The organism is Nostoc sp., from assembly GCF_036916975.1.
In the GTDB taxonomy this organism is placed as follows: Bacteria; Cyanobacteriota; Cyanobacteriia; order Cyanobacteriales; family Nostocaceae; genus Nostoc.
The window spans coordinates 142,502-168,250 of sequence record NZ_JBALFF010000069.1 but is presented as its reverse complement, the minus strand read 5'-3'; the positions used below and the strand labels follow the sequence as shown (position 1 = coordinate 168,250).

Genomic DNA, 25,749 nt, shown 5'->3' with positions numbered 1-25,749 from the left:
CCCCGAATCCCAGATTTGGGGTTGGGGGATGAGGGCAAATCCTTTTGATCGTGGAAGAACTATAGGTTTCAAGATAGACCTGGTTTACCAGATGTTTATTTTGGATTAAGAACTTAAAATATGGTTTTAGGGACTTCCAAGAAATAAATTATCTAAATAAACGAACCACAGAGACACAGAGAACACAGAGAGAGCAGGAATAGAGAGAGTTTTTGCCTCAGTTTTGGAACATTTTTTTATTTGGAAGTCCCTTACTAGATGACGAACTGGCGATCGTTAGTTCGTCATCTAGCGTTTATTGGTTGAGTTCGTTAGAAGGTTCTAATCAAGAAAAGTTATTTTACCAGCCTTGTTCTGCATTCTGAAAAACGTAACCAGCTACCTCTAGAATCTCCTCAGCACTTAACTTACCTTTAAAGGCAGGCATGGCATTTTTACCGTTTTGTACTTGGTGGATAATCGCCTCGATTGAGTCGCTATCATAATTTTCTAAGTACTTTGACAATGCTTCCTTTTTCAAAGTTTTCTGGCTAATAAGGATGTTACCGCCACCTATATGGCAAGAAGCGCAGTTAGCCTCAAAAATTTTAGCACCGTTAGATATTTCGGCAGCTAGTGCTGGACTAATGAATGTCAATTTGAATAGAGCGATCGCCCACAGTAGGATTAATAAAAGTATTCGCAATAGAATTTCCTCGCAACAAGCCTCCAGCAAGAGTATAAACGCGATTAATGCTTGATTAAGTCAAGTTTGATCAAAATTGGCGGTAACGAGTTTACCCCTCTATCACCATAGGTTACTTAGCGTAGAGAGGAAAGGATAGGACTCGTTACCGCCATTTATTCATTGTGTGCGTCACTCTAGGAGTGTGATGTGTTGCTATGGGCTAATTTCAGAGAAGGAAGCCCAGAAAATCATCTTGTGTCGATGAGGATCTTTCTAGCCTTCGACAGTGATTGTACCAACCATGCCAGCACCACGGTGGGGTTCGCAGTAGAAGGTGTAGTCACCAGCAGGTGCGTCTAAGGGGAAGATGGTTGTTTCCTTTTGACCAGCACTCATGAGCAAATTCTTATGAGATAGAGATTTTGCTAAAGCGGCATCCTTCTTTGGGTTTTTGGCAGCATCAAACACAACATTATGGGGAGGAACTTTATTGTTCACCCATTCGATTGTATCACCTGGTTTAATTGTCAACTTTTTCGGTTCAAATGCCAGCATTCCTTTGTCGCTACCCAATTTCACCTTGTAGGTGTCAGCCGAAGCACTGGGAGTAAAAACAGCGAAGCTGCTAACAACTAAAAGGATTGTCAACACAGCTAAACTAAGGCGTCGCCAGCTTGCCGAAATCAATTTCATGGCTCTCTCCTAACAAATAATTTTTTTCCTTTTCTCATTTTAAATAAAATCAACGCCAAATATGACAATCTGTCATAGATACAATTTTTTTTTTAATAATAGGGAAAAATTTATTGCAAAAAGCTGTGCAATCAGTCATAAATACTAAACTGCCATAGCCCAAAAAGCCCGTGAATAAAGGTAAATGGGAAAATAAGAGATTTTTATTTTTTATTTAGAAATATTTTGATTTTTGAAAATTTTTTGTGGATCAACCAGGAAGATTTTGTGCTGGTGTGAAAATTGGGGAATGGGGAATGGGGAATGGGGAATGGGGAATGGGGAATGGGGAATGGGGAATACCCTATGCCCTATGCCCCAAAGACCCAGTACTAATTCCGGGATTTAGTAATAGATTTTTCCGCCTCCCCACTTAGTGCCGACGATTTTGGGTTGTAAGAGAATATGACCAGCGATCGCCTCCAAGTCATCATCTGTCAGATTTCGCATTGCTGTGAAAATATCTGCGCTTTTGATACTGGGGTGGATTTCGGAAATTTCTTCTTCCCCGTCGTAAGTAGTGGGATTTTTCAGGTAATCCACCAAGCCTTCAACGTTGTTACGGTTGGGTGTTGCCAGTGCCAGGTCTTCTGGAGTGAGTCCTACGTTCTGGTTTGTTTTGGTAACTCCCCCTGCATGACATTGGGCGCAAGCGTAATTAAATAAGCGTTTGCCTTCTTTGACTTGTTTAAGGCTGAGTACGGTGGTTTCACCCTGAGCATTTAATGGCACCGTCAGGGTAGCTTTGTCCAGTTCGACTGCTGTCGCGCTACCAACAAGCAACTGAAACGAGAGAAAAACAGTAACCACAACAACGCCAATTAGTCTTCTAAACATGTTTCCCCTTAAAAATTTTAACGATCAACACAGCGAAGAAAGCGATTCTCAATCTCCAAGCTGCTAATTGCTAATGACTGATTGTTTTTTATCATTAGCTATCAGTGATTAGCCAAAGCCCGAGATACCCCTTCAGGTGACCTCGCGATCGCCCATCAAGCCGTTAGTACCTTTTGGGCGTATTTCAGACGATATTTGGGAAATAATTGCCTTTGCATCTTCTAACGCCAAACGAGTCTTTTGGTGTTTGTAAGGAATTCCCAGTTGGTTGCACAGAGAAAACACTTTTTCTACAGGAATGCTGTAGTCGGCTGCTATCTCTGCGATTGATAGGTCTGCAAAACCCATAATGCTTATTAACTGATAGATAGAGATTGAGTCGCTGTAATACCAATATCACGTTAGGAGTGCAATTTGTTGCCCAAAATACTGTTTAGGAATCGGGAGGGGAAAGAGGGCAGGAGGAGCAGGCGGAGAATTTTTAACTCTTGACTAATTACATTTAGGAAAATTAACAAAAAACTGCCGCATCATGAAGATGAAAGTGGCATTAACCATGCTATAGACAATCATCCCTTGGTCAAATCCGTTCGCCTTTGAAAAGTCGCCTTTGAATTAAAGTGATGGCAACGATCGCTGCTGCTAACAAAAATGCGATCGCATCTGGATATTGACCTACTTGCCACTGTGTAGCGTAGTTAAACCTTATCTAAGTTGAGAACCGTAGTTTTCACCCTCTCCCTAAATCCCTCTCCCAAATGCTTGAGAGGGAGTTTGAAATTCTGGCTCCCCGAATCCCAGATTTGGGGTTGGGGGATGAGGGCAAATCCTTTTGATCGTGGAAGAACTATAGGTTTCAAGATAGACGTGGTTTAACTAAGTGAGTCGGCACAAATAATCATCACTGGTTTGTAGTTGGGCTTTAGCGCTAAAGCCCAACTACGAGCCAAATACAGAGATTTTACTTTTCGTTATATAGTTTGGTTTTTTATCGCCGATCTACTTACCGCCAATAATGACGATCGCCATTACCAATCCCAAAAAATTAAGTAATCTTTTTTTGGTTGCAGACAAATAACAGTCTTTTTTCTTACTTGTACCTTGTGTTATTAAGGAGTGATATTTTACTTATAGGACTTACGCAAAATGACCAAAAAACGAACCGCAGAGGACGCAGAGAACACAGAGGAATAAGAGTTTGAGAGAGTTTTTGCGTAAGTCCTGACTTATTTGAAATTTTGGTTGAGAATTGCAAGTTAAAATAACGAAAACTTATCAAAAATGCTAATGGAAGCATACTGAGTTCCTCGACAACCAGATTTATGTCAGGATGTTTTACTCATAAACATACATTATGGATTTTGTTCAGGTTGAAACAACTGCGCCACGGACTCTGGAAATTCCCCAGATTGTCTCAGCATCCACACCACTTTCTCCAACCTCTCGAATTCCCAAGGATGTGATTCGCACTAGTTTAAAAGCCTCCACTACAGATTCTGTCTTAGCAGCGATTTACTCCCTTGGAACTGGCGGGATTTTACTCAGCAATTTTTTGGTGGAATTGGATGCTAGTCCAGTGGTATTTGGGATGTTCTGCTCTATCCCCATGTTGGTCAATCTTATTCAGCCGTTGGGTGCTTACTTGTCTGAACGTAGCACCAGCCGCTTTCAATATTCTCTTCGGACACACGGAATTGGTCGGCTGCTATGGCTGGTTCTAGTTATCAGTATTGTCGGCGTAAATTTGGAAGTGATTAATACTCACCAGCTAGTGATATTGACACTCTTGATTGTTCTATTCAGCAATCTTTTGGGAGGACTAGGAGCGGCATCGTGGCTAAGTTGGGTAGCAATGATAGTTCCCCGGCAATTGCGAGGCAGGTATTTTGGGATACGCAATAGTGCTGCTAGCCTCACCAACTTGATTTGCGTACCAATAGCCGGTCTAGTTGTATCACATTGGGATGGTGGAAGTATCCAAGGCTATGGGGTGGTTCTGCTGGTAGGTATAGTGTTTGGGATTGTGGGATTGGGATGTCAATATTTCCAGGTGGATATGAATCCGCGATCCCAAAACACTTATTATGGCAAGTTACCTCAAACAAATGAGATTCAACAAGAGGCAAGGGATCTCTTAGCTCTTAGCAATGGGGATATAACACAAAGGGATTCAACCCCACCTATTGCGCCAGCTTCCAGCATCTGGAAAAACTCTAACTTTTTGAGATTTCTGCTGTATTTCAGCTTCTGGGCGCTTGCTGTTAACCTCAGCAGTCCTTTTTTTAACCTCTATATGCTCGACACGCTCGATTTAGACGTGAGCTATGTGACGATCTACAACAGCCTTCAGGCGGCGGCGACTTTGCTGATGCTCATCCTGTGGGGCAAATTAGCAGACAAGATAGGCAATCGTCCGATTTTGATCTGTATTGGGATTTTGGTTGCAGCCACACCACTGCTTTGGTTGGGGATTGGTGCTAATCACCTTGACATCTGGTTATGGTTACCGCTGTTACACATCTTGACTGGAGGTACTTGGGCGGCGATTGACTTGTGTAACAACAATATACAATTAGCGATCGCACCAACTAAAAATCAGTCTATCTATTTTGCGACGGCAGCTGCCGTTGCTGGAGCCAGTGGTGCTTTAGGCACAACTATAGGCAGCTTCATCGTCCAATTTGCTCAGTTTGGAGGCTTACTGGGGTTGTTCGCTCTCTCTAGTCTATTTCGACTAACAGCGCTTATCCCACTACTTTTTGTCAAAGAGCCGGAGAGAGCATGAGGGAGCCAAAAGTGAGGAGTTAGGAGTTAGGAGTTAGGAGTTAGGAGTTAGGAGTTAGGAGTTAGGAGTTAGGAGTTAGGAGTTGGGAGTTAGGAGTTAGGAGTGAGGAGTGAGGAGTGAGGAGTGAGGAGTGAGGAGTTAGGAGTGAGGAGTTAGGAGTTAGGAGTTTGGAGTTTGGAGTTTGGAGTTAGGAGTTTGGAGTTAGGAGTTTGGAGTTTGGAGTTAGGAGTTAGGAGTTATGAATTTTATACTCATAACTCTTCACTCCTAACTCATCACTTTTGAGTTTTGACTATTCTGCGGCGCTAGAAGTCAAGGACATTGTTTCCCACAAGACCATTTGAGGTGTTGTTAGTACAGGCTGGTGTAGGGCAATCAGCTGGGTTAGGGTGTTCTTTAATTGGGTACGGGGTACAATATCATCAACAAAACCGTGCAAAAGTAAATCTTCAGCAGTCTGGAAATTTTCGGGTAGTTTTTCCCGCAGGGTTTGCTCAATCACTCGCCGACCGGCGAAACCAATGGTTGCCTTGGGTTCTGCCAAAATGATATCGCCCAACATGGCAAAGCTAGCGGTAACGCCGCCTGTTGTGGGATTGGTCAAAAGAGGAATATATAATAATCGCGCGTCTTTATGGCGCTGTAGGGCTGCGGAGATTTTTGCCATTTGCATCAGGGAGAGCATTCCTTCTTGCATTCTCGCGCCCCCGGAGGTGCAGACGATAACTACAGGATACCGCCGTTGAGTGGCTTGCTCAATCATGCGGGTGAGTCTTTCTCCCACCACGGAACCCATGCTACCACCCATGAAGCGGAAGTCCATAACGCCAAGGGCAATGGGCAAACCGTTGATTTGACCTAAACCAGTTTTAACCGCGTCTATTAAGCCAATTTTCTCCTGCATTTCCCGCAAGCGATCGCTGTAGGGTTTGCGATCGCGAAATTCTAGGGGATCGCTTGGACGCAAATGCTCGTCTAGCGGTTTCCAGGTATTATGATCTATCAATTGACGGATGCGCTCATCGCTGTCTACCCGATTGTGATGACCACATTCAGTACACACCATCTGGTTGGCTTTCAGGTCTTTTGTGTATGCCAACACACTACATTTAGAACATTTGTGCCACAGCCCATCAGCAATTTCACGTTCTTGGCGTTCGAGGTTGGTAGATCCTGACTTCCGTCGATTTGCAAACCAATCAAATAGAGACTTTAAACCGCGTGATTCTTCGTTGTTAGCCATTTTTTATTTTAAGTGGGTATGAGGTCGAAAACATGTCAAGCCGTATCGGGTTGTCCTTAGCCTTTTGTCATTTGTCTTTATTAATGACTAATGGCTACATCGTCAAACTACTCTTTTAAGCAATTGGGACTTTAATTTTCATCTTTGGTTGCCAGCTTAACGAAAATACTTATGCCAATACAAGTCTCTTGCTTTTTTTTCAGCAGACTTAAATTATATGGACATACTGACAAAGCCATGAGAATACCAACCTCCAAATAAGATGCTTTCCCCCTCCTACCCAAATCAATGATTTGTATTGCTAGATTATGAGCAATCAGGATCTGTTGAACTAGTTGTCCTTGCCAACGGTTAATCGTTGTTAACGGATTACGGAAGTTCCCACCTTCTCTGCGAGACGTTAAGGCGAACAATGTATTTATAAGGTGGGGATTGTGAACGGCTGATGACGATAGCATCCAGGATATATAAGGAATACCGATTTCTCGGATATTATAGTTAGTGTCTTGACCATATCTCGACTGCGCTCGATAAACATCAATGCCACAGGCGAAAACCAAGCTTATAGGTATATGTTGCCAGAAAACCCTTCCCTACGGGACGCTACGCGAATGGCAGAGCTACGGGTAAAACATTTGCGTCTTGGTAACCAGGACTTCTGCCCTTAGAGGGATGTCAGACCAATAGAACTACGGAGTTCTCTTGGGTATTCCCGATGAATTGGGAAAGGTACATCCGTCTAGACGGCAGGGTAGTTCACCAGGGTAATACAAGTCAACATAATTCGTAATTCGTAGTTACAATCAGTGAGGGCTTGTACCCTCTTTAATTACGAATTACGAACTAGTAATTATTTGGTCACAAGCTGAATATTATCAAAATATCAAGGGTAGATGGGGTAATGTTGGTTACAGTCAGGAATTATAAATATTTCTTATGAATGGGCATTGAGCATTGCGAAGAGGAAAAGGGGACAAGGAGAAAGACTTGTTGCAAGTTCTTATCCCCTCATCCGCCTCATCCGCCTCATCCGCCTCATCCCCACTCCAGTTCAAGACGCTGGAAAAAATAACCGCAGGTAGCTAGACAAAATGGCTTCGCCGCTAAACAGCGTAATCACAGATCCTAAAGCCAGAAAAGGGCCAAAAGGCATCTTTTGTCCTAACCTTGGTAGTGATGTCTTTTTATTCGCGGCTTTGCCTCTACGCATAATTACACTGCTACCAATTAACGCGCCTAGCACACAAGCGATAAAACTAGCTAAAAGTAAATATTTCCAGCCTAACCAGGCTCCCATCATCGCTGCTAACTTGGCATCACCTGCACCCATTGCATCTTTACGAAAGGCAATTGAACCCAAGAGGGCGATCGCATCAAACAGCCATAATCCCAATACTGCACCGACTATCGCCATCATCAGATGATTTACCAATGCCACGAAACTAGCCTCTGGTAAAAAACCAACCACCATTTGAAACAAAATCCCCACCACCAAACCCGACTTAGTAAGTGGATTGGGTAAAGTCATTGTATCTAGGTCGATAAGCGATAGCGCCAATAACCAACTACAAAAAGCCCAATAGCCTATTGTTAAAGTCGAAACTTGGAATACCAAAAAAACTAGTAAAAAAATTATGCCCGTTACCCCTTCTACCACAGGATAACGGGCAGCAATTTTGCTTTTGCAATATCGACACCGCCCTCTTAACGAAATCCAACCAAATACTGGTACATTATCGTAAGCTTTTAGCTGGTTTAAGCATTTAGGACAGCGAGAGGGCGGCCAAAGAATTGACAACCCAGCAGGTAACCGATAAACAATAACGTTAATAAAACTGCCAATAGATGCACCTAAAGCAAAGACGATTACACTCGCCGGAATGGCGAACAAAATGTCCATACAATCATTTGTCCTTTGTCATTTGTCCTGTGTCATTTGTCGTTTATCTTTTGTCCTTTGTCGAGAACTAATGACTAATGACCAATGACTAATGACAAATGACCAATGACCAATGACCAATGACCAATGACTAATACATGTGCGCTTCTATTTGACTCAACGGCACAAAACATTCTTGAGGTAAAAGAACTGGTTGGTTAGTGAAAATAACCTTACCTCGATAAGTCACACGATTAATTGCTACACCGGAAGGTTGCCCAGCTATTTCGGGGTGTACTTCACAGTGAGTATAGTATATCTGCCCGGCGGCTCTGATTAGGGCGGGATCAATCAAAGGCGATTGGTTCTTTGGGGCGGTAAAATTTACTTGGCCTTGTCGTAATGCGTACACTATCGACTGTTATTTGATTGCTAGATTTCCCTTTAGTCTACCCGAAACTTATAGCAAAGGTTGCCAAATTGCCCAACTTGTATTATTTAATTATTTTCCTTCAATTGCTTTAATTAGTGCATCGCCCATAGCGCGGCAACCTAAAAGGTTTTTTCCTGGAGAAATTATATCCCCGGTGCGATCGCCTTGTTCTAAAACTTGCAATACGGCTTCTTCGATGCGATCGGCTGCTTTTGGCTGGTCTAAACCGTAGCGTAACATCATCGCCGCACTCAAAACCTGTGCCAGAGGGTTAGCTTTATCCTGTCCTGCAATATCTGGGGCCGAACCATGAACCGGTTCAAACACACCTGGGCCAGAAGCGCCTAAACTAGCTGACGGTAACATCCCAATACTACCCGTGAGCATGGCAGCAGCATCAGAGAGAATATCACCAAACAAATTGCCTGTAACAATAGTATCGAACTGCTTGGGAGCGCGTAGCAACTGCATAGCGGCATTATCTACATATAAATGAGAGAGTTCGATATCTGGATATTCTTGTGAAAGTTGGGTGATGCGATCGCGCCACAACTGAGATACTTCTAATACGTTGGCTTTATCCACCGAACAAAGTTTTCCACCGCGTTTCTTTGCTGCTTCAAACCCCACTCGTCCAATACGTTCAATTTCCGATTCGGTGTAAACCATTGTATTTACACCGCGTTTTTCACCAGTTTCTGTGGCAAAAATTCCTTTGGGTTTACCGAAGTAAATCCCGCCAGTGAGTTCACGCACCACCATAATATCTACACCTTCTACAACTTCGCGTTTCAAAGTCGAGGCGTCGATTAGCTGGGGCAAAATTTTCGCTGGGCGCAAATTGGCAAATAATCCCAAACCAGCCCGTAGCCCTAACAAACCTGCTTCTGGACGTAAATTCGATGGTAGGGAATCCCACTTATAACCACCAATGGCGGCGAGTAACACAGCATCACTGTTGCGACAGGTATCTAGAGTGACAGATGGTAAGGGTTCCCCTGTAGCGTCAATTGCTGCACCACCGATGAGGGCTTCTTGGAATTCAAACTGAATATCGAATTGCTTCCCTACGACTTTTAGCACATCTACCGCCACTGCCATAATTTCAGGGCCAATGCCATCGCCGGGGAGTAGTGTAATGCGGTAGTTCTGGGTCATAGCTGGTTATTACTAGGTAAATGCTTGCAGATCAAATATCATACCTAGCAAAATGTACCGATGGAGTTTTTTATTTATTTAGATATGTGTTGTCTGAATCGCCCTTTCGATGACCAGACACAAGAACGGATTTTTTTTAGAAGCCGAGGCGGTGCTTCGCATTTTAGCTATTGTTCAAATGGGTAATTGGCGGCTGCAAGGAAGCGAAACCTTTGATGATGAGCTTCGGAACACTCCTGAAGGAGCAAGAAAACGGCAGATGCAGATTTGGGCTGCTTTAGCAATTAATAAAGTGAATATAACTCCACAAATCGCGTTTCGTGGTGCGGAAATTACCCAAATGGGCTTTAAAGACTATGATGCATTGCATATTGCTTGTGCAGAAACTAGCAATGCCGATGTTTTGCTCACAACTGATGACAGAATGTTACGTTTGGCTGCAAGGTACAAAGACTTGTTACAAGTGAGAGTAGAGAACCCGCTTCAGTGGCTCAGAGAGGTTGCAAATGATAGATGTTAGTAAGTTGACTCAAACTCAAATTCAGCAATTAGGAATAGATACGCTGAGTTTAGCTCTTGGCCCAGCAGGAATGGGGCTATTTATGCATCAATACTAGTTAAAATACTCAAAATAACCTTAATAAAAATTTTGACAGATCCCTTGCTGGTTCTAAAATTAAATTGGACTTCATCGCTGACACACTCTAGCTTATGCAAGACTTTAGACAAGAAATAAATGCCAGAGCTTCTATGGATTTGGAACAGCGAAGGACTTGGTATTCTCCCATTGCTGATGTTTATTACAATGCAAGACCGCACTATCCACATAAACTAATTGATCGGTCTGTGGCTTTAGCCCAACTTGACTCAGATGCATCGATTCTTGAGGTTGGTTGTGGTCCAGGAAATGCGACGGTGGCTTTTGCTGAATTTGGTTTTTCAATGACGTGTATTGAGCCAAACCAGGATTTTTGTCATTTGGTACAACACAACTGCGATCAATATCCAAAAGTTACAATTTGCAATACTTCATTTGAGGAGTGGGAACTAGAACCAAAACAGTTCAATGCCGTTCTAGGAGCCAATGCTTTTCACTGGATACCGCCAGAGATTAGATATACCAAGGCAGCAGAGGCAATGTGCGATAACGGTTTTCTTATCCTGCTATGGAATCTGACCCCAGAACCGAAATACGAAGTTTACCAAGTTCTAGAGGAAGTGTATCAAGCTTATGCACCCTCCTTTGTTCGATATGAAGGTGCCCAGATTCAAGCGGAGATTTTGAGGGGGTTTGGACAAGAGATTTTAGACTCCAATTGTTTTAAAGAGCTGGTTGTCGAGCAAACTGTGTGTGAAGTAACCTATAGCATTGATGACTACCTCAAGCTTTTGAGTACCTTCCGGAGACTAGAGCCACAAGCGAAAGAGTTACTATTTGCAGGACTGCGCCAGAAGCTAGAAAAATTTGGAGATAGCGTACAACTTGAGTTTCTTTCTGCTGTTCATGTTGCCCGCAAAGCGCCCGTGAGAGGTTAAGAGAATTAAATAAAGCCACTTTCAATTTCTGAAACCAGCCTGACAAAAGCTGTAAAAAAAGTTAGGTTAGCGGTTAATCACAAGCCGCACCCCAGCCAGGGCTATTTCATTCTAAAATGTGACGTTTTCAAAGTCCCTCTCAAAGATGTGGGAGAGGGATTTAGGGTGAGGGCAAAAACTACGGTTCTCAACTTAAATCGCGTTTAAATTCTTATTTTTCTGAAAAAGATTCCTAAAAACTGCCGTAAAAATAGAATGAAATAGCCCTGCACCCCAGCAGCGATGGTAAAAGAATTAGCAATTTGCACCCGTGGACTAACTAAGCAATTTGATCGGCACGTTGCTGTCAATAATGTTGATTTAGAAATTCAGGCGGGAGAAGTATATGGACTGATTGGCCCAAATGGCGCGGGTAAAACAACTCTCATCCGCATGTTGGCGACTGCTGAAGAACCAACCACGGGTGAGATTTATATTAATGGCGATCGCCTCCTCCGTGACAAGAGTAACCCCAAGCTCAAGCGTCGTCTAGGCTACTTACCCGACGACTACCCACTGTATGAGGATTTGACAGTTTGGGACTACTTAGATTATTTTGCGCGTCTGTATCGTTTACGAGAACCACGCCGCACTCAACGCTTACATGAAGTTTTAGTTGTTAAACTTCCAGTTGACAAGGCAGGTAAGATTAGCAGGGGAATCTGCTACGAAAGCATTATTGGCGGGACGTTAGGTAAGTAGTTATCGAGAAAGTTAGAACCACGATTTCTTTGAGAAGTCGGGGTTCTTGTTTTTCATAAATGATTTAAGACTGCTATATTATCTATTATTTTCCTACATCGGCTGTTAAACTTTTAATCTACACAAGTATCACCTCAATCTGAGAATCATGTTAAATATCCCTACTCAAGACTTACGCTACACAGCCATTGATTTTTTAGAACAAAGTTCCCCACAACGTCTACAAATTCTTAAGAAACTAGGCATAGCTCGTTATGACTTTTTAACAAAAATACGACTAAATGAAGCAAATATCATTTGTATGATGCGGTTTTTTAAATATCCAAGTCAGCTAAAGTTTCCGAATCTTTTAGGAGCAAATTTATCTGGTTTAAATTTAGATGGGGTAAACTTAATTCGAGGAAATTTATCAGAAGCAAATTTACAAGGTAGTAGTTTAATCAATGCAGACCTATTATTTGTAAATTTTACGAAAGCTGACTTGAGAAATGCAGATTTACGAGGTGCAACTCTTAATGAGACTATTTGGTTAAAGACTCTAGTAGATAAGTGTCAGCTTGGCGTAGGTACTGGTTTAAATGATTTGCAACGTCAAGATTTACAACGACGCGGAGCTAAATTAAATTCTGGAGAAAATGGTAATTAAAACACACAAAATTATAAGATTATTAGATTGAGATTGACCTGGATAAGTTAATGAGTATTAAATTGCCCCAAAAATTGATGTTGCTGGGTTCAGGAGAACTAGGCAAAGAATTTGCGATCGCTGCTCAACGTCTTGGTAATTATGTGATTGCCGTTGACCGCTATCCTAATGCTCCAGCAATGCAAGTTGCTGATGCTTATGAAGTTATTTCTATGCTCAGTGCTGATGATTTAGAAGCTGTAGTGACAAAACATCAGCCAGATATTATTATACCAGAAATTGAAGCAATTAAAACAGAAAAATTGATCGAATTTGAGCAGCGAGGAATTACAGTTATCCCGACTGCGGCTGCCACTAACTATACAATGAACCGCGATAGAATTCGGGAACTGGCACATCAACAATTAGGCATCAGAACGGCTAAATATGGTTATGCAACAACTCTAGAAGAATTGATTGCAGTTTCTGATGAAATTGGGTTTAGTAATGTTGTTAAACCTGTGATGTCATCCTCCGGTAAAGGTCAGTCTGTAGTGCAGAATAAGAGTGAAGTTGAGATGGCTTGGAATTATGCGATCGCTAATTCTAGAGGAGACAGTCAAAAGGCGATCGTAGAAGAATTTATTAACTTTGAAATTGAGATAACTTTACTAACAATTAAACAGTGGAATGCACCGACAATTTTCTGTTCTCCTATTGGTCATCGCCAAGAAAGAGGAGATTATCAAGAATCGTGGCAACCCGCAGAAATTTCTGAAGACAAGATATTAAAAGCTCAAGAAATAGCTATAAAAGTCACTGAAGCGTTAGGAGGAGCCGGAATTTTTGGTGTTGAGTTTTTCATTACCAAAGATGAAGTGATTTTTTCTGAACTTTCTCCTAGACCTCACGATACAGGAATGGTGACATTAATCTCACAAAATATCAATGAATTTGAACTACATTTAAGAGCTATTTTAGACTTGCCAATTCCTCATATAGAACAGCTAGGAGCATCAGCTAGCGCAGTAATTTTAGCCTCAGAAAAATCTGATTCTATTGCTTTTGGTGGTGTAGCCGATGCTTTGTCAGAAAAAGATGTAGATATTAGATTATTTGGTAAACCTAATGCTCATCCATATCGGCGAATGGGCGTAGCTTTAGCGAAGGGTGTGAATGTCGAAGAGGCTAGGGAAAAAGCTACTAGAGCCGCAAGTAAAATCACAATTATCTAATTACCGTAGGGGCAGCTATGCACCCATTGGTGTCAACTTAACCCTCTTCTATCATTATGGGAAAAGAAAAATAAGAGCCAAATTTTCAACTGTAGATAGAGTGAGTATTTAAGGGTTTATTTTCTAACAGAATGGCTGAAACTAAGATTTTTAGTAAAAGTCTTATGCTGTAAGCATCCCAGATTATTCTCTTCCGAAAGTGATAAAAGAGGGTTAAGCTGAAATCTGCTGAGTGGATGAATTTTGCCCTCACCCCCAACCCCTCTCCCAAAATTGGGAGAGGGGAGCAAATTCTCCAGTTCCCCGAATCCCAAAATTGGGAGAAGTGGGCTAGGGGATGAGGGCAGCCCGATAACTCTTAAGTTAACACCTATGCTATGCACCCCTACCAATATCTAACTGTTATCTCGTAACACTATTAGCCGAATCAACCGCAGCAACAGAATTCGGCTGATTCAGGTAATTATAAACAAGCTGGGAAACTTGACGAATAAAGTCTCTCCCCCTGCTGTCCTTATAGGGACGGGTGACGAAGATAGCCGCCAAGTAGCGCTTACCATTGGGCATAGTAACAAATCCCGCATCGCCGATGAGAAACCCGATATCTCCAGTTTTGTTAGCGATGACAGCACCTTTCCCCAAACCTGCGGGTAGCAGTGTGTGAATTGTGGTGTGGCGCAGAATATCCAAGGCTTGCTCCCGACTCTGTAAAGAAACTAGCTTATTATTCACAACTAAAGCCAGCACCCGCGCCATATCCTCAGAACTTGTGGTGTTAGTTCCTCTCAAGTCAGCCAAAAGATGGCGAATTACTGTGTCTTTCAATCCCCAGTTACGGAAGCGCTGATTTAATCGCGCCGCTCCACCTAAGCGATCGATAATCATGTTGGTGGCAGTATTATCACTGATGGTAATCATCTTAGTGATGGTTTCCAAAGCTGTGTACTTCTTACCAACTCGCTCATACTGCATAATTCCAGAACCATTGGTTACTAAGTCACGCCGCATGGTGAGCATTTCATTTAAGCTGACTTTACCAGCATCTAAATCTTGGAAAAAGGCGATGAGAATTGGCAGTTTAATTGTACTAGCAGCTGGGAAAACGCGATCGCCTCCAATATCCAAATAATCCCCAGTATCTAAATCTAGGAAAAACATTCCTGTTTTCAGAAAATTGTAGCGATTCATCAAGGCTTTAATTTGAGGTTCCAGCACTTTCATCGGTGAATGCATCGGAACCACGCCAGCAAACAGAGTCCTATTATCACTGACTGTTGGAGCAAGACTCGGAGTTATTTCTAGATATTTCGGCTGGGTTGCAGTCAGTGGTACTGGCTTGGGTAACTGCACAGACCAATGATTAGGTGATTCCTCTTGCAGTTTCACCTGTGCTAGGTCAAAGGTGTAACCTCGTGCTAAAGTAACTACCATGCGGGTACTATCTGCGTTAAACTGCCCGATGTTAATATCTTTAATTATTAACCCCACTCTTTGACTAGCCTGTGGATATCCTAGTCTAGCTCCAGGTAAATCAATTACCAAACGTGTAGGGTTGGTAAGTAGTTGCACTTTAGGTTGAATATTCTCATCTGTGGTGAAGTCCAGATGATTACGGTTACTATCAAAATGCCAATTAGCGATCGCAGCAGCTTTGACATTGGAGCCAAACAGGAACAAACTCAAAAAACTGGGTAAAAACCAGCTAAATTTCAGAAGATTTTCTTTGTGTGTGAGAAGCATCGGTAATCGCTTTGTGTGTGAAGAAGATTTTTGAAAAACAAAAACCGCTCATTATTAAAGCACAATTATGAAAATTTTAGCGATCGCGCGGCTAATGCTATTAACATCGGTGAAGAAAATCTATCAATTAGATCATCTCAGTAGGTAGGCGTAATTAAACATAAGATAAAACCTCACCCTGCCTCCGGCTTCCCTCTCCAAAATATCGGAGAAGGATTGAGGGTCGGCTTCCCTCTCCAAAATATCGGAGAAGGATTGAGGGTCGGCTTCCCTCTCCTTTATAAGGAGAGGGATTGAGGGTGAGGTTTTATATTTAATTTGACCCACTTACTTACCGTTTGATTGATCTACGTTAAAATCCTAAATCTACAGCAATACGATGGGCGCAAGCAAACCCAGAAAAAGCTACTGCATTCAACCCTTGACCCGGAAAGGTACTATCCCCTACACAATAAAGTCCTGGAATAGCTGTACGATTAAACGGCATATTCAATAACCCCCACAACTTGCGCCGGGGAATTGGCCCATAAGTGCCATCCTGACGACCCAAAAAGCGGCGATGGGTGCGCGGTGTACCTACCTCCAGATAATCCAATCCAGCATCTAAACCTGGAAAAATCTTCTCTAGGCGGTCAATAATTCGCCAAGCCGCCTCTTCTTTCTTCGCTTCGTACTCACTCACAGAAAGTTTTTGCCAACCATCAATCCAGTCAGGCGTAAATGCGTGAATGATGTGATATCCACTTGGTGCTAAATCTGGATCGAGCAATGTGGGAATCGAAACAAAAACTGTGCCTTCTGCTGCTGTCATCTTTTCCCAATCTTCCAGCAAAATATGGTGACACTCTGTCCCAGGAGGTAAAATTGACTCCTTTACCCCGATGTGTAAACTCAAGAAGCTTGGAGATTTTTGATAATTTTGTTGCCATTTTTTCTTATTAAATGGCATTTCTTCTGCTGGTAATAATTGTTCAAATGTATCCCAGCGTGTAGCATTAGAAACTATGCGTTTACCCCGATATACTTTACCATTAGCCAGTTGCACACCTACCGCTTTTCCCTGTTCTGTGAGAATTTTCATAACTCTAGCTTGGTACTCAATCTTACCTCCAGCCTTCTCTAGACCTTCTACCAATTTTTGGGCAATTTGTCCCACCCCGCCTTTAGGATAGTTAACTCCGCCATAATGTCTGTCAGAAAAGACCATCCCAGCATTAATCATTGGTGTCATGTCTGATCGAACCACCGACCAGCAATAACACTCCATATCGATAAATTTCAATAATTCCGGGTCTTTAATGTAGCGTCTTGCAAAATCCCCGGCATTTTGGGGCAGATACTTAGCTAAACCGAGACACGCTAAAGGATGTTGGAAAAATACCCGTAGTAAATACCGAGGTTCTTCCAGCGACAGTAAATCCATGCTGTTGAGACACTTGAATACTTTTTGGCATTCGTCATAAAAGCGACGAATCCCGATTTCTTCATGGGGAAAATGAGCAATAAGATTTTGCAAAAATTTTTCATAAACCCGGTCAACCTTCAAGTTTAAACCATCTGGTAGATGATAGTGAATCTGCACCGGATCTGCGATCGCTTCTTGGCTAACATTCACAGATGACAAAGCGCGGGTGAGTAAATTAGTAGTCCCGTTCTCTCCCAGCCCAAAAATCATCGATGCGCCAACATCAAATCGATAGCCTTGGCGTTCAAAATAACCAGCGCTACCACCTGGAATCAAATAACGTTCCAGTACCAGCACTTTTGCTCCCTTCGCTGCTAACTGCGTCGCTGTTACTAATCCGCCAATCCCAGACCCAATCACGATCGCATCAATTGTCATTTGTCATTTGTCCTTTGTCCTTTGTCCTTTGTCCTTTGTCTAGAGTCCCTTGTCATTTGTTTAGAGTCAATCAATATTTACTAATGGCCTGACCAATGACCAATGACCAATGACCAATGACCAATGACCAATGACCAATGACTAATCACAAAAAAGAGGGATGAGCCTGCTGTTGCTGGCTAATCCCGTCTGCCGATCCTTAAAAGAGAGGAGAACACTGTATAACAATATAGCCTTAGTTAAGAATTAATGTCAACTATTAATGAAAAATTTTATCAATAAAATTGACAGCGTTAATTATCATCTATCGGCCGGATGCAGGAAAGAGTATTATGGTGTTTCAGTTCTTATACAATAAAAAAGCCCTTATTTCTGGCTATGACGCTACAATTGCGCGTTTATGTTCCACCCCATCCCCTAATAAAACACTGGCTGGCAGTTGCCCGTGATGCAGGCACACCTTCAGTATTATTTCGCAGTGCTATAACTGAGTTGGGAAGATGGCTGACTTATGAAGCTGCGCGAGACTGGTTGCCAACCCAAGAAACGACGGTGCAGAGTCCCTTCGATACCTGTTTGGCAACCGTGATTGATCCGCAGATACCAGTAGCAGTAGTACCGATTCTGCGGGCTGGACTAGGATTACTTGAGGGAGCGCAGACTTTATTGCCTTTAGCATCGATTTACCATCTTGGTTTGGCGCGAGACGAAGAGACACTGCAACCTCATTGTTATCTGAACAAGTTACCAGAAAAATTTGACCCCCAAACACGAGTGTTAATTACCGATCCAATGTTGGCAACAGGAGGGTCAATGATGGCGGCAATGGCAGAATTGACACAACGGGGTGCCGATCCAGCCTTGACCCGGATTGTTTGCGTAGTGGCGGCTGCACCAGCTTTACAAAAACTGAGCGTAGCTTATCCAGGTTTAATAATTTACACAGCGACTATTGACGAAAAACTTAATAGCAAGGGTTATATTGTACCGGGATTGGGAGATGCAGGCGATCGCATCTTTGGGACTTAAGCTAGTATGCAGCTAGGGCAGGAAAATAGCATAACTACTGTAAAAGTTGCAAGGTTTGTTGAAGGCGGTAATATGAGTCAACGAGATGGTTTTGGCAGTGGTTTTGTAGCAGGGGCTTTTGTCGGTGGCGTATTTGGCGGTGTTATCGGCGCACTGATTGCTTCTCGACGCAATCCAGAATTGCTAGCAGAGGAGGAGACAGAACTGACAGATAGCCAAGTCGAAGCGAAGAAAATAGCAGCAAAGCGGCGTCAGATGAAAGCCTCAGAAAGCGAGAATATCGGTATAGAAACGGCTAGGCGATCGCTAGAAGATAAAATTGCCCAGCTAAATGCCACAATTGATGATGTGCGGAAGCAATTGGGAAATGTTAATGGCGGTTCACCCCAAGCAACGAATGACCGCTCCCTCACTAAAGACTCTTGAATTTTGCTTAGGCGTGGTGAAAATGTCAAGTGTGGTAAGTGCTAAATCCGCAAACATCATGACATGGACTAAATTAAAATTAAAAGATAAGACCGCGTTTGACACTTAGTAGGAAACAAAGCTATCCATGAGTTTACTGATTACTACACTAGTTACCTTTGTCACCTTTTATAGCTATTTGCTACTTATCCGGGTTTTGTTGACCTGGTTTCCGCAAATCAGCTGGTCTAACCAGCCATTTGCTGCTTTAGCCCAGATAACCGACCCTTATTTGAATCTATTCCGCTCAATTATTCCCCCATTGGGCGGTATGGATTTTTCTCCGATCTTAGCTTTCTTCGCGCTAAACTTAGCTGGTGGCTTTCTCAGAGCCATTCCTTATTAATTAACCTGCCATTTATTTGTACAGGAATTTTGATTAGTACCCGAATAAGAAAAATTGTAGAGACGCCAATCGTGAAAGCGTCTCTACAATTTTTTTATATGGAAAAACGGTATTCCCACGGAAGAAAATACTCTAAACCACGTCTATCTTGAAACCTATAGTTCTTCCATGATGAAAAGGATTTGCTCTCATCCCCCAACCCCGAATCCCAAATCTGGGATTCGTGGAGCGAGAATTTCAAACTCCCTCTCAAGCATTTGGGAGAGGGATTTAGGGAGAGGGTGAAAACTACCGTTCTCAACTTAGATAAGGTTTAATCAAAGAAACCTAACAAATGTCGAGGTGCTAAAGTACCGCGTCCTTTTTCCTCCCGGTTGAAAGCCAGAGGGTTCCTAAAGTCCCGTGAGGTTTTATGAAACAGATCAAAGATAAAATTACAAATAAATTAGAGCGACTATTTGAACAACGGTTAGTACCTCGTTTGGTACAATGGGGAGAATACCTAGAAACCAAAATCAGGCGCTACAAGCATCAAGAACTAAAGAGTCAATTAAAATTTTGTGGTTCAGGTCTAAGATTTAAGCGAGATATTAGAATTGACCATCCGCAAAATGTATCTCTGGGGAATAAAGTCTACATCGGCCCCGATGTCTTATTAGATGGACGTGGTGGAATCACAATTGGCGACAACACCACACTTGGATTTAACGTTGTTATCCTTTCAGCAAACCACGACTATCAAAGTAATGATTTGCCATATCAACATAATGTCTACATTCATAAACCTGTTGTTATCGGTCGGAATGTTTGGATTGGCGGAAATGTCCTAATTGTTCCAGGAGTTTCTATTGGAGATGGGGCAATTGTGGCGGCTGGTACGGTTGTAACTGCTAATGTTGAACCTTTAGCAATTGTTGGAAATCAACCTATGAGAACAATTAAATACCGCGACAAACAACATTATGAACAACTGGCGAATAAGCAAGATCAGGATAATTCGTAATTCGTAATTCGTAATTCGTAATTCGTAATTCGTAATTCGTAATTCGTAATTCGTAATTCGTAATTTGTAATTATTACATGATAGTAGGGTGGGCATTTTTTCCCCACCCTATTTGACTAAATCAGTACTGGTGTATTTGCAGCAGGGCTATTTCATTCTATTTTTACGGCAGTTTTTAGGAATCTTTTTCATAAAAATAAGAATTTAAACGCGATTTAAGTTGAGAACCGTAGTTTTTGCCCTCACCCTAAATCCCTCTCCCAAGTCTGGGAGAGGGACTTTGAAAACGTCACATTTTAGAATGAAATAGCCCTGGTATTTGCACGCTTAACTTGAGGTGTTGCAATCATCTGCATTCCTGCCGGTGTGGCTATAGTTAACCCACGGCGCACAGGATGCACAGGACGTTTGTTCGCTAGCGATACTTGAAATTCTGACAAAATAGTTGCCAAGACGATTTTCATTTCATACTGGGCAAATGCCATGCCAATACAGCGACGATTACCGCCACCAAAGGGGAAATATTCATAAGGTGAATATTGTCTTTCTAAAAAGCGTTCTGGTTTGAACTGCTTTGATTGTGGGTAAATTTCTTCTCGATGATGCGCTAAATAAATACTGGGAACTATTGCTGTCCCTTGTGGCAGTTCGTAGCCCATAATTTTAATTGGGGTCTTCACAACCCGCACGAAAGCAGTCATGGCAATTGGGTAAATTCGCAATGTTTCTTGGCACACTGCTGTCAAATAGGGCAATTTAGCTACACTACTCAAATCGGGGTTAACTCCAATCGTGTTGAGTTCCTGTAGCAACTTTTCACGCACCTCTGGTAAATGGTCAATCCAGTAAAAAGCCCATGTCAACGCAGAAGCAGTAGTTTCATGTCCCGCAACTAGCAGTGTCATCAACTCATCGTGTAATTCTTCATCTGACATCCCTTGACCATCGTCATAACGGGCTGCCATCATCAAACTCAGGATATCTTGACGATTTTGATCGGATTGGACTCGACGTTCTCGAAGCAAAGCATAAATAAGTTGATCAATTTTTTGCCGTTGTTGCAGAATCCGGCCCCACGGACTCCACGCACCGAAATCTTTTTGGATGAACCGGAAAAAGAAGGCGCTAGACATTACAGGCGAACTGATGAAGTTTAGTAAGTCACTTAGCGATCGCCTCAGTAACTCAAAAAGCTCTCCCTCATTTAAACCAAATACAACCCGTAGGATAACACGCAAGGTGATTTCTTGCATCGACTCGCGGATATTAAAAGGCTTGCCAATTTGCCATTGATTACTCACTTGTCGGGTTATTTTTTGGATATCCTGACCATAAGCCCGCATCCTTTCGCCATGAAATGGAGGAGTTAGTAGTTGCCGTTGACGCTGGTGGCGATCGCCATCCGCTAACATAAAGGAGCGATCGCCAAGCAAAAATTTTAGTCCTATGTTCCCCCTCCCAACCTCAAAATGTCTGGAATCAGCAGTAAAAATCTGCTCAAGGGCTTGGGGTTGACTAAAATACACAATATGGTTATCAGAGCGACTACTCCTGATCGTAAAAGTGTCACCATAGATTTTGGCAAAATCATCCACATATTTTATAGGCTGACCAATAAACTTGATCATCCGCAGCCAGCGCGGCATTTGAGGCCCATCAGGCAAATTGTAAGTTGCTGTCATCGGAGTTTGGGGAATTGATGGCTTCTAAATTTTATTATTACGAGTTTTCATGTTCTTGAGGGTCACATAAAGCGGTATATTCTTGTAATAGCAATTTAAAAAATGATTTCGACAAATGGAGCGCCCAAACCAATTACCACTAGCTCTTTGATAATCCAAAATCTAAAATCTAAAATCTAAAATGGTATAAGGCCGCATCGGAAGCAAGCAGTGCCAAAAATCATCGCTATTCTCAACGGTAAAGGAGGAGTCGGTAAAACGACCACCGCAGTCAATCTGGCTGCAAACTTTGCGAAGAAAAACAAAGTACTGCTGATTGACGCAGATATTCAAGGTTCTGCCAGTTGGTGGTTTGGGCGCAGTCAGCAGGGAATGGGATTTGATTTATCTCAAGAAACAGATCCGACACTTTTAAGTGATTTAGGAAAGATAACAGGTTACGATTTAGTAGTGGTCGATACGCCTCCCGCCCTGCGCTCTGAAGCATTAGTGGCGGTAGTTGCGATCGCAGATTATCTAGTTTTGCCTACACCCCCAGCCGCAATGGATTTAGCTATCCTAGTGGAAACAGTCAAAGAAGCCGTCATCCCCGTGGGGACTCCCCATCGGGTACTGCTTACTAAAGTTGATACGCGCAGTATGGGGGAAGCACTAGAAGCAAAAAACACTCTGACTCGATTAGGTATTCCTGCTTGTAATACCTTTATCCGTGCTTATAAAGCTCATGAACGAGCCGCACTTGAGGGTGTAGCGATTAGTCAATGGCGAGGAAGTAATGCACGGGAGGCGGAATTAGACTACCGCCGTGCAGCTGATGAATTACAGCGTGATTGGAATTGGAGAAAATAATAATGGCTAGGAAACAAAGTCTCTCTGACTTATTACAAGAAGAGGCGCAAAAATTTACACCCCCAGAAGGCGAATCTGCGATCGAAGTTACAGCAGAAGAAATTGCCGAAGAACAGGCTTCATCTGATGAAGAATCCTCAGACCAAACATCTGAGGCAAATTCTACTAAGCGCACAAGCCCAACTAAGGCTGATTTAGAAGCAACTATCAAAGAGTTGACAGCTAATCTGGAAAAAAGCAATCAAAATGAAGCATCTCTTGGGCAACAAATTGCTGATTTGCAATCAAAATTATCTAAACAACAAACATTAGCATCCGAACATAAATCATTAGTACAACAGGCAACAAAAGAACTTGAAGAAACCAAAAAAACAGCACTGCAACTAGCAGAAGCGAATTCCAAGCTTATAGAAGAAATTAATGCTTTAAAACAAACAGCAGAAGATAATTCTAAACTTGCTGTAGCTGTAGCTGTAAAAGAGACTAGTGCTATAAAACCAGTAAAAGACCCCTACAATCCATATAACTACAAAAAATCACATCTTTCATCAGAAAGACTAGCTCAAAATCAACCAGATGAGTATGCTGGTAGTGTTGTAAAAGAAAGTAGTGCTATAAAACCAGTAAAAGACCACTACAATCCACTTAACTACAAAAAATCACATCGGTCATCCGAAAAACTAGCTCAAAATCAACCACAAAATCAACCAAATGAGTATCCTGAGACTTCTAATGAAATGTGGTTACTTGACTAGTACAGCTTGGCGCAAATCCAGCTAGCCACGATTAACCAGACAAGGGGCAAAATCCCCTTGTTAAAGGTAGGCAAACTTCCATCACAATATACTAGAGTATTTTTTTCAGACGTTCTCCTCAAATACATCCAAGAAGGTGCAAAAGATGCATCAGGTTTCTAGGGTTTCAACTAAAATTATCGAAAGTCTAAAATATGCTGTGCGGTAATTTGTGGTTGTTCCAGATGTGGGAGATGACCACAATCTTGAATCCAGACAAGGGTACTGTGTGGAATTGCTCTTTTAAATCTCATGGCATCCCTAGTACCCAAAATTTTATCGGAATCGCCCCATAAAATTAGCGTCTGTTGCACGATTTGTGATATTTTTTTAAATCTAAAAGCACTGTAACCACCACTTTTAGTGAAAGCTATCAAAGCTTGATGCCAACTCGGCATTTGTAGATGTAATGCACCACAACATAGCGCATCCACAGAAGCGAGACTTTGATTTTTATATCCAATGCGGGAAACGCCATCGCGCACTTTCAGATTACTCAAAAACTGAGTTGCTAAATAATCAAACGGGGGAAACATTAATTTACTTAATGGGGAACCACCCGCTAACCCAGCACTATCAATCAACACCAGCTTTTTTACTACTTCCGGGTAAGTCAAGGTAAAATCAATTGCAGTTGCACCCCCCATCGAAGCGCCTACCAAAATTACAGGTTGGTTAATCAGGCTTTTCCAGAAATAATAAAGATGGGTTTTAATCGCAGTTGGGCTATAGGCAATTCCTGAAAGTCTATCTGTAAACCCAAAACCCAACAAATCCACCGCCCAAGTTTCATTGTCTTTAGATAGTAATGGCAAAAGTTGCCGAAATTCTAATACAGAACTATCAAAGCCATGAATTAATAAAATAGGAGTTCCACCACTCCCTTGCTTGACATAGGTTGTAGTAACTGGTTGATTAATTAAAGGAGTAGCGATGTCTGACGACAAGCCGCTTCGCGTCTACGCAGTTGTTTGGATACTTTGAGCTAGTGCGATCGAGGTAGATTCTGTCAATTGCCCAACAGATGTCGGAAGAAAATTTGGAAACATAAATTTCAGTTTATCGTACTATCTTGCTTCCACGCATCGCTGATTTTGTTAAACAACAAAATTACACAAACTAATACCCTCAAGTATTAATTGTAATATATAAAATAAAGTCCAGCGACTATCAAAACATTTTAACTCCCAACTTCCAACTCCTAACTCCCAACTCCTAACTCCTAACTCCTAACTCCTAACTCCTAACTTTCCACTCCCCACTCCCCCAAAAATTATGGCATCAAAGAAAGTTTACCAAAATGTCAAAATTGGGACTAAAGCCACGTACAATTAAAATCGCCTATCCCTTAATCCAGGAACTAATGCCATGCCAATGGCCGTTGGCGTAATTGAAACTTTAGGTTTTCCTAGTGTCTTAGCAGCAGCTGATGCAATGGTTAAAGCTGCCGCAGTCACAATTGTGTATTATGGTCAAGCGGAAAGCGCTCGCTTGTTAGTCGCCGTCCGGGGACACGTTTCTGAAGTAAATAGAGCTGTTGAAGCCGGAATCGTAGCTGGAGAGGAAGTTAAAGTTGGTACAGTAATTACCTACTACATCGTTCCCAATCCCCCAGAAAATGTGGAAACCATATTACCAATCCATTTCACCGAAGAATCAGAACCATTCCGCATGTTCTAAGCAATTTTGCTATCAAAATCTGTAGCGAAGCTTCGTACAATTAACTGGTAGTCCCCATATCGTTTATTCATACAGGAGATTAATAATGTCATTACAGGCAGTTGGAGCACTTGAAACGAAAGGTTTCCCTGCGGTGCTAGCAGCAGCAGATGCTATGGTAAAAGCTGGTCGAGTCACCCTCGTTGGTTATATCAGAGTCGGTAGCGCTCGCTTTACAGTTAATATTCGTGGCGATGTTTCTGAAGTAAAAGCCGCTATGGCTGCCGGTATTGAAGCCGCAGAAAATGTTCATGGCGGTACACTTGAATCCTGGGTAATTATTGCTCGTCCCCATGAAAACGTTGAAGCTGTTCTGCCAATTGGTTACACAGAACAAGTCCAAGGGTATCGAGAATCTGTAGAAAATCCCATTGTCAGATCAAACAGTCGATAGATTCAACCTCCTGT

25 protein-coding genes and 2 pseudogenes are annotated in these 25,749 nt (G+C 42.3%); 14 read left to right on the top strand and 13 right to left on the bottom strand.

Going from position 1 to position 25,749, the window contains the following annotated elements; genetic code table 11:
* Window positions 1-340: 340 nt before the first annotated feature.
* The 4 genes from petJ to V7K73_RS17655 all read right to left on the bottom strand — a co-directional run bounded on the left by petJ (window position 341) and on the right by V7K73_RS17655 (window position 2,584).
* A complete protein-coding gene (gene petJ / locus V7K73_RS17670) occupies window positions 341-685 on the bottom strand; it encodes a cytochrome c6 PetJ (protein WP_334881887.1) in 345 nt (114 codons plus the stop codon).
* A 255-nt stretch (window positions 686-940) separates the two neighbouring features.
* The gene (gene petE, locus V7K73_RS17665; RefSeq protein WP_334881886.1) at window positions 941-1,360 is read right to left on the bottom strand and encodes a plastocyanin; all 420 of its coding nucleotides are present in this window, start codon (window positions 1,358-1,360) and stop codon (window positions 941-943) included.
* Window positions 1,361-1,744: 384 nt separating this feature from the next.
* On the bottom strand, window positions 1,745-2,236 hold the full coding sequence (gene psbV / locus V7K73_RS17660; protein WP_334881885.1) for a photosystem II cytochrome c-550: 492 nt from the start codon (window positions 2,234-2,236) through the stop codon (window positions 1,745-1,747).
* A gap of 132 nt (window positions 2,237-2,368) precedes the next feature.
* Window positions 2,369-2,584, bottom strand: a complete 216-nt coding sequence (locus tag V7K73_RS17655; RefSeq protein ID WP_334881884.1) for a hypothetical protein — start codon at window positions 2,582-2,584, stop codon at window positions 2,369-2,371.
* A gap of 1,006 nt (window positions 2,585-3,590) precedes the next feature.
* Between V7K73_RS17655 and V7K73_RS17650 the strand changes: the two genes are divergently transcribed.
* A complete protein-coding gene (locus V7K73_RS17650; protein WP_334881883.1) occupies window positions 3,591-5,021 on the top strand; it encodes an MFS transporter in 1,431 nt (476 codons plus the stop codon).
* 292 nt (window positions 5,022-5,313) lie between these two features.
* On the opposite strand, the gene accD is transcribed toward V7K73_RS17650, so the two are convergent.
* From accD to leuB, 5 genes are all read right to left on the bottom strand, one after another.
* A complete protein-coding gene (gene accD / locus V7K73_RS17645; RefSeq protein WP_334881882.1) occupies window positions 5,314-6,264 on the bottom strand; it encodes an acetyl-CoA carboxylase, carboxyltransferase subunit beta in 951 nt (316 codons plus the stop codon).
* Between the two features lie 131 nt (window positions 6,265-6,395).
* Window positions 6,396-6,824: a hypothetical protein gene (locus V7K73_RS17640; RefSeq protein WP_334881881.1), complete on the bottom strand. Its 429-nt coding sequence runs from the start codon at window positions 6,822-6,824 to the stop codon at window positions 6,396-6,398.
* 491 nt (window positions 6,825-7,315) lie between these two features.
* Window positions 7,316-8,164: a prepilin peptidase gene (locus tag V7K73_RS17635; RefSeq protein WP_334881880.1), complete on the bottom strand. Its 849-nt coding sequence runs from the start codon at window positions 8,162-8,164 to the stop codon at window positions 7,316-7,318.
* 130 nt (window positions 8,165-8,294) lie between these two features.
* Entirely contained in the window at window positions 8,295-8,555 is a 261-nt protein-coding gene (locus V7K73_RS17630) for a hypothetical protein (protein ID WP_334881879.1), read from the bottom strand.
* A gap of 90 nt (window positions 8,556-8,645) precedes the next feature.
* Complete coding sequence (gene leuB / locus V7K73_RS17625; protein WP_334881878.1) at window positions 8,646-9,734, bottom strand: 3-isopropylmalate dehydrogenase; 1,089 nt, start codon at window positions 9,732-9,734, stop codon at window positions 8,646-8,648.
* 109 nt (window positions 9,735-9,843) lie between these two features.
* On the opposite strand from leuB, the gene V7K73_RS17620 reads away from it, so the two are divergent.
* The 5 genes and pseudogenes from V7K73_RS17620 to purT all read left to right on the top strand — a co-directional run bounded on the left by V7K73_RS17620 (window position 9,844) and on the right by purT (window position 13,871).
* Complete coding sequence (locus V7K73_RS17620) at window positions 9,844-10,254, top strand: PIN domain-containing protein (protein WP_334881877.1); 411 nt, start codon at window positions 9,844-9,846, stop codon at window positions 10,252-10,254.
* A 191-nt stretch (window positions 10,255-10,445) separates the two neighbouring features.
* Complete coding sequence (locus V7K73_RS17615; RefSeq protein WP_334881876.1) at window positions 10,446-11,270, top strand: class I SAM-dependent methyltransferase; 825 nt, start codon at window positions 10,446-10,448, stop codon at window positions 11,268-11,270.
* Between the two features lie 282 nt (window positions 11,271-11,552).
* Window positions 11,553-11,924 (top strand): annotated as a pseudogene (locus tag V7K73_RS17610) (ATP-binding cassette domain-containing protein); the annotation flags it as partial.
* 235 nt (window positions 11,925-12,159) lie between these two features.
* Window positions 12,160-12,657, top strand: a complete 498-nt coding sequence (locus V7K73_RS17605; protein ID WP_334881875.1) for a pentapeptide repeat-containing protein — start codon at window positions 12,160-12,162, stop codon at window positions 12,655-12,657.
* 50 nt (window positions 12,658-12,707) lie between these two features.
* Window positions 12,708-13,871: a formate-dependent phosphoribosylglycinamide formyltransferase gene (purT, locus tag V7K73_RS17600; protein WP_334881874.1), complete on the top strand. Its 1,164-nt coding sequence runs from the start codon at window positions 12,708-12,710 to the stop codon at window positions 13,869-13,871.
* 402 nt (window positions 13,872-14,273) lie between these two features.
* Here purT and V7K73_RS17595 read toward each other — a convergent pair whose 3' ends face one another.
* A complete protein-coding gene (locus V7K73_RS17595) occupies window positions 14,274-15,611 on the bottom strand; it encodes a serine hydrolase (RefSeq protein ID WP_334881873.1) in 1,338 nt (445 codons plus the stop codon).
* A gap of 352 nt (window positions 15,612-15,963) precedes the next feature.
* Window positions 15,964-17,454: a carotenoid isomerase gene (gene crtH, locus V7K73_RS17590; protein WP_334881872.1), complete on the bottom strand. Its 1,491-nt coding sequence runs from the start codon at window positions 17,452-17,454 to the stop codon at window positions 15,964-15,966.
* Between the two features lie 378 nt (window positions 17,455-17,832).
* Here crtH and upp point away from each other — a divergent pair, with 378 nt between their 5' ends.
* From upp to V7K73_RS17570, 4 genes are all read left to right on the top strand, one after another.
* Window positions 17,833-18,483, top strand: a complete 651-nt coding sequence (gene upp / locus V7K73_RS17585) for a uracil phosphoribosyltransferase (protein WP_334881871.1) — start codon at window positions 17,833-17,835, stop codon at window positions 18,481-18,483.
* A 72-nt stretch (window positions 18,484-18,555) separates the two neighbouring features.
* Window positions 18,556-18,909: a hypothetical protein gene (locus tag V7K73_RS17580; protein WP_334881913.1), complete on the top strand. Its 354-nt coding sequence runs from the start codon at window positions 18,556-18,558 to the stop codon at window positions 18,907-18,909.
* A gap of 127 nt (window positions 18,910-19,036) precedes the next feature.
* A complete protein-coding gene (locus V7K73_RS17575; RefSeq protein ID WP_334881870.1) occupies window positions 19,037-19,294 on the top strand; it encodes a YggT family protein in 258 nt (85 codons plus the stop codon).
* A gap of 412 nt (window positions 19,295-19,706) precedes the next feature.
* Window positions 19,707-20,297 carry an acyltransferase gene (locus V7K73_RS17570; RefSeq protein ID WP_334881869.1) on the top strand — a complete coding sequence of 197 codons (591 nt, stop codon included), beginning with the start codon at window positions 19,707-19,709 and terminating at the stop codon, window positions 20,295-20,297.
* A 296-nt stretch (window positions 20,298-20,593) separates the two neighbouring features.
* Here V7K73_RS17570 and V7K73_RS17565 read toward each other — a convergent pair whose 3' ends face one another.
* Entirely contained in the window at window positions 20,594-21,979 is a 1,386-nt protein-coding gene (locus V7K73_RS17565) for a cytochrome P450 (protein ID WP_334881868.1), read from the bottom strand.
* Window positions 21,980-22,189: 210 nt separating this feature from the next.
* On the opposite strand from V7K73_RS17565, the gene V7K73_RS17560 reads away from it, so the two are divergent.
* Together V7K73_RS17560 and V7K73_RS17555 are read left to right on the top strand one after the other, a co-directional pair.
* Window positions 22,190-22,828, top strand: a complete 639-nt coding sequence (locus V7K73_RS17560) for a ParA family protein (protein ID WP_334881867.1) — start codon at window positions 22,190-22,192, stop codon at window positions 22,826-22,828.
* A 2-nt stretch (window positions 22,829-22,830) separates the two neighbouring features.
* Window positions 22,831-23,583, top strand: a complete 753-nt coding sequence (locus V7K73_RS17555; RefSeq protein WP_334881866.1) for a hypothetical protein — start codon at window positions 22,831-22,833, stop codon at window positions 23,581-23,583.
* Between the two features lie 176 nt (window positions 23,584-23,759).
* Here V7K73_RS17555 and V7K73_RS17550 read toward each other — a convergent pair.
* Window positions 23,760-24,671, bottom strand: a pseudogene (locus V7K73_RS17550) (alpha/beta fold hydrolase).
* Window positions 24,672-24,990: 319 nt separating this feature from the next.
* On the opposite strand from V7K73_RS17550, the gene V7K73_RS17545 reads away from it, so the two are divergent.
* Window positions 24,991-25,302 carry a BMC domain-containing protein gene (locus V7K73_RS17545; protein ID WP_094352432.1) on the top strand — a complete coding sequence of 104 codons (312 nt, stop codon included), beginning with the start codon at window positions 24,991-24,993 and terminating at the stop codon, window positions 25,300-25,302.
* A gap of 85 nt (window positions 25,303-25,387) precedes the next feature.
* Window positions 25,388-25,735: a carbon dioxide-concentrating mechanism protein CcmK gene (locus V7K73_RS17540; RefSeq protein ID WP_334881865.1), complete on the top strand. Its 348-nt coding sequence runs from the start codon at window positions 25,388-25,390 to the stop codon at window positions 25,733-25,735.
* The last annotated feature ends 14 nt before the right edge of the window (window positions 25,736-25,749 follow it).

What these genes read in the sequence shown, in the direction of transcription:
- leuB (WP_334881878.1), bottom strand. Translation starts at nt 9,734, where the DNA reads ATGACCCAGAACTACCGCATTACACTACTCCCCGGCGATGGCATTGGC.
- V7K73_RS17575 (WP_334881870.1), top strand. Translation starts at nt 19,037, where the DNA reads ATGAGTTTACTGATTACTACACTAGTTACCTTTGTCACCTTTTATAGC.
- petE (WP_334881886.1), bottom strand. Translation starts at nt 1,360, where the DNA reads ATGAAATTGATTTCGGCAAGCTGGCGACGCCTTAGTTTAGCTGTGTTG.
- purT (WP_334881874.1), top strand. Translation starts at nt 12,708, where the DNA reads ATGAGTATTAAATTGCCCCAAAAATTGATGTTGCTGGGTTCAGGAGAA.
- crtH (WP_334881872.1), bottom strand. Translation starts at nt 17,454, where the DNA reads ATGACAATTGATGCGATCGTGATTGGGTCTGGGATTGGCGGATTAGTA.
- V7K73_RS17655 (WP_334881884.1), bottom strand. Translation starts at nt 2,584, where the DNA reads ATGGGTTTTGCAGACCTATCAATCGCAGAGATAGCAGCCGACTACAGC.
- psbV (WP_334881885.1), bottom strand. Translation starts at nt 2,236, where the DNA reads ATGTTTAGAAGACTAATTGGCGTTGTTGTGGTTACTGTTTTTCTCTCG.
- V7K73_RS17565 (WP_334881868.1), bottom strand. Translation starts at nt 21,979, where the DNA reads ATGACAGCAACTTACAATTTGCCTGATGGGCCTCAAATGCCGCGCTGG.
- V7K73_RS17595 (WP_334881873.1), bottom strand. Translation starts at nt 15,611, where the DNA reads ATGCTTCTCACACACAAAGAAAATCTTCTGAAATTTAGCTGGTTTTTA.
- V7K73_RS17620 (WP_334881877.1), top strand. Translation starts at nt 9,844, where the DNA reads ATGACCAGACACAAGAACGGATTTTTTTTAGAAGCCGAGGCGGTGCTT.
- V7K73_RS17545 (WP_094352432.1), top strand. Translation starts at nt 24,991, where the DNA reads ATGCCAATGGCCGTTGGCGTAATTGAAACTTTAGGTTTTCCTAGTGTC.
- V7K73_RS17635 (WP_334881880.1), bottom strand. Translation starts at nt 8,164, where the DNA reads ATGGACATTTTGTTCGCCATTCCGGCGAGTGTAATCGTCTTTGCTTTA.
- upp (WP_334881871.1), top strand. Translation starts at nt 17,833, where the DNA reads ATGACGCTACAATTGCGCGTTTATGTTCCACCCCATCCCCTAATAAAA.
- V7K73_RS17570 (WP_334881869.1), top strand. Translation starts at nt 19,707, where the DNA reads ATGAAACAGATCAAAGATAAAATTACAAATAAATTAGAGCGACTATTT.
- V7K73_RS17615 (WP_334881876.1), top strand. Translation starts at nt 10,446, where the DNA reads ATGCAAGACTTTAGACAAGAAATAAATGCCAGAGCTTCTATGGATTTG.
- V7K73_RS17605 (WP_334881875.1), top strand. Translation starts at nt 12,160, where the DNA reads ATGTTAAATATCCCTACTCAAGACTTACGCTACACAGCCATTGATTTT.
- V7K73_RS17555 (WP_334881866.1), top strand. Translation starts at nt 22,831, where the DNA reads ATGGCTAGGAAACAAAGTCTCTCTGACTTATTACAAGAAGAGGCGCAA.
- accD (WP_334881882.1), bottom strand. Translation starts at nt 6,264, where the DNA reads ATGGCTAACAACGAAGAATCACGCGGTTTAAAGTCTCTATTTGATTGG.
- V7K73_RS17540 (WP_334881865.1), top strand. Translation starts at nt 25,388, where the DNA reads ATGTCATTACAGGCAGTTGGAGCACTTGAAACGAAAGGTTTCCCTGCG.
- V7K73_RS17650 (WP_334881883.1), top strand. Translation starts at nt 3,591, where the DNA reads ATGGATTTTGTTCAGGTTGAAACAACTGCGCCACGGACTCTGGAAATT.
- V7K73_RS17580 (WP_334881913.1), top strand. Translation starts at nt 18,556, where the DNA reads ATGAGTCAACGAGATGGTTTTGGCAGTGGTTTTGTAGCAGGGGCTTTT.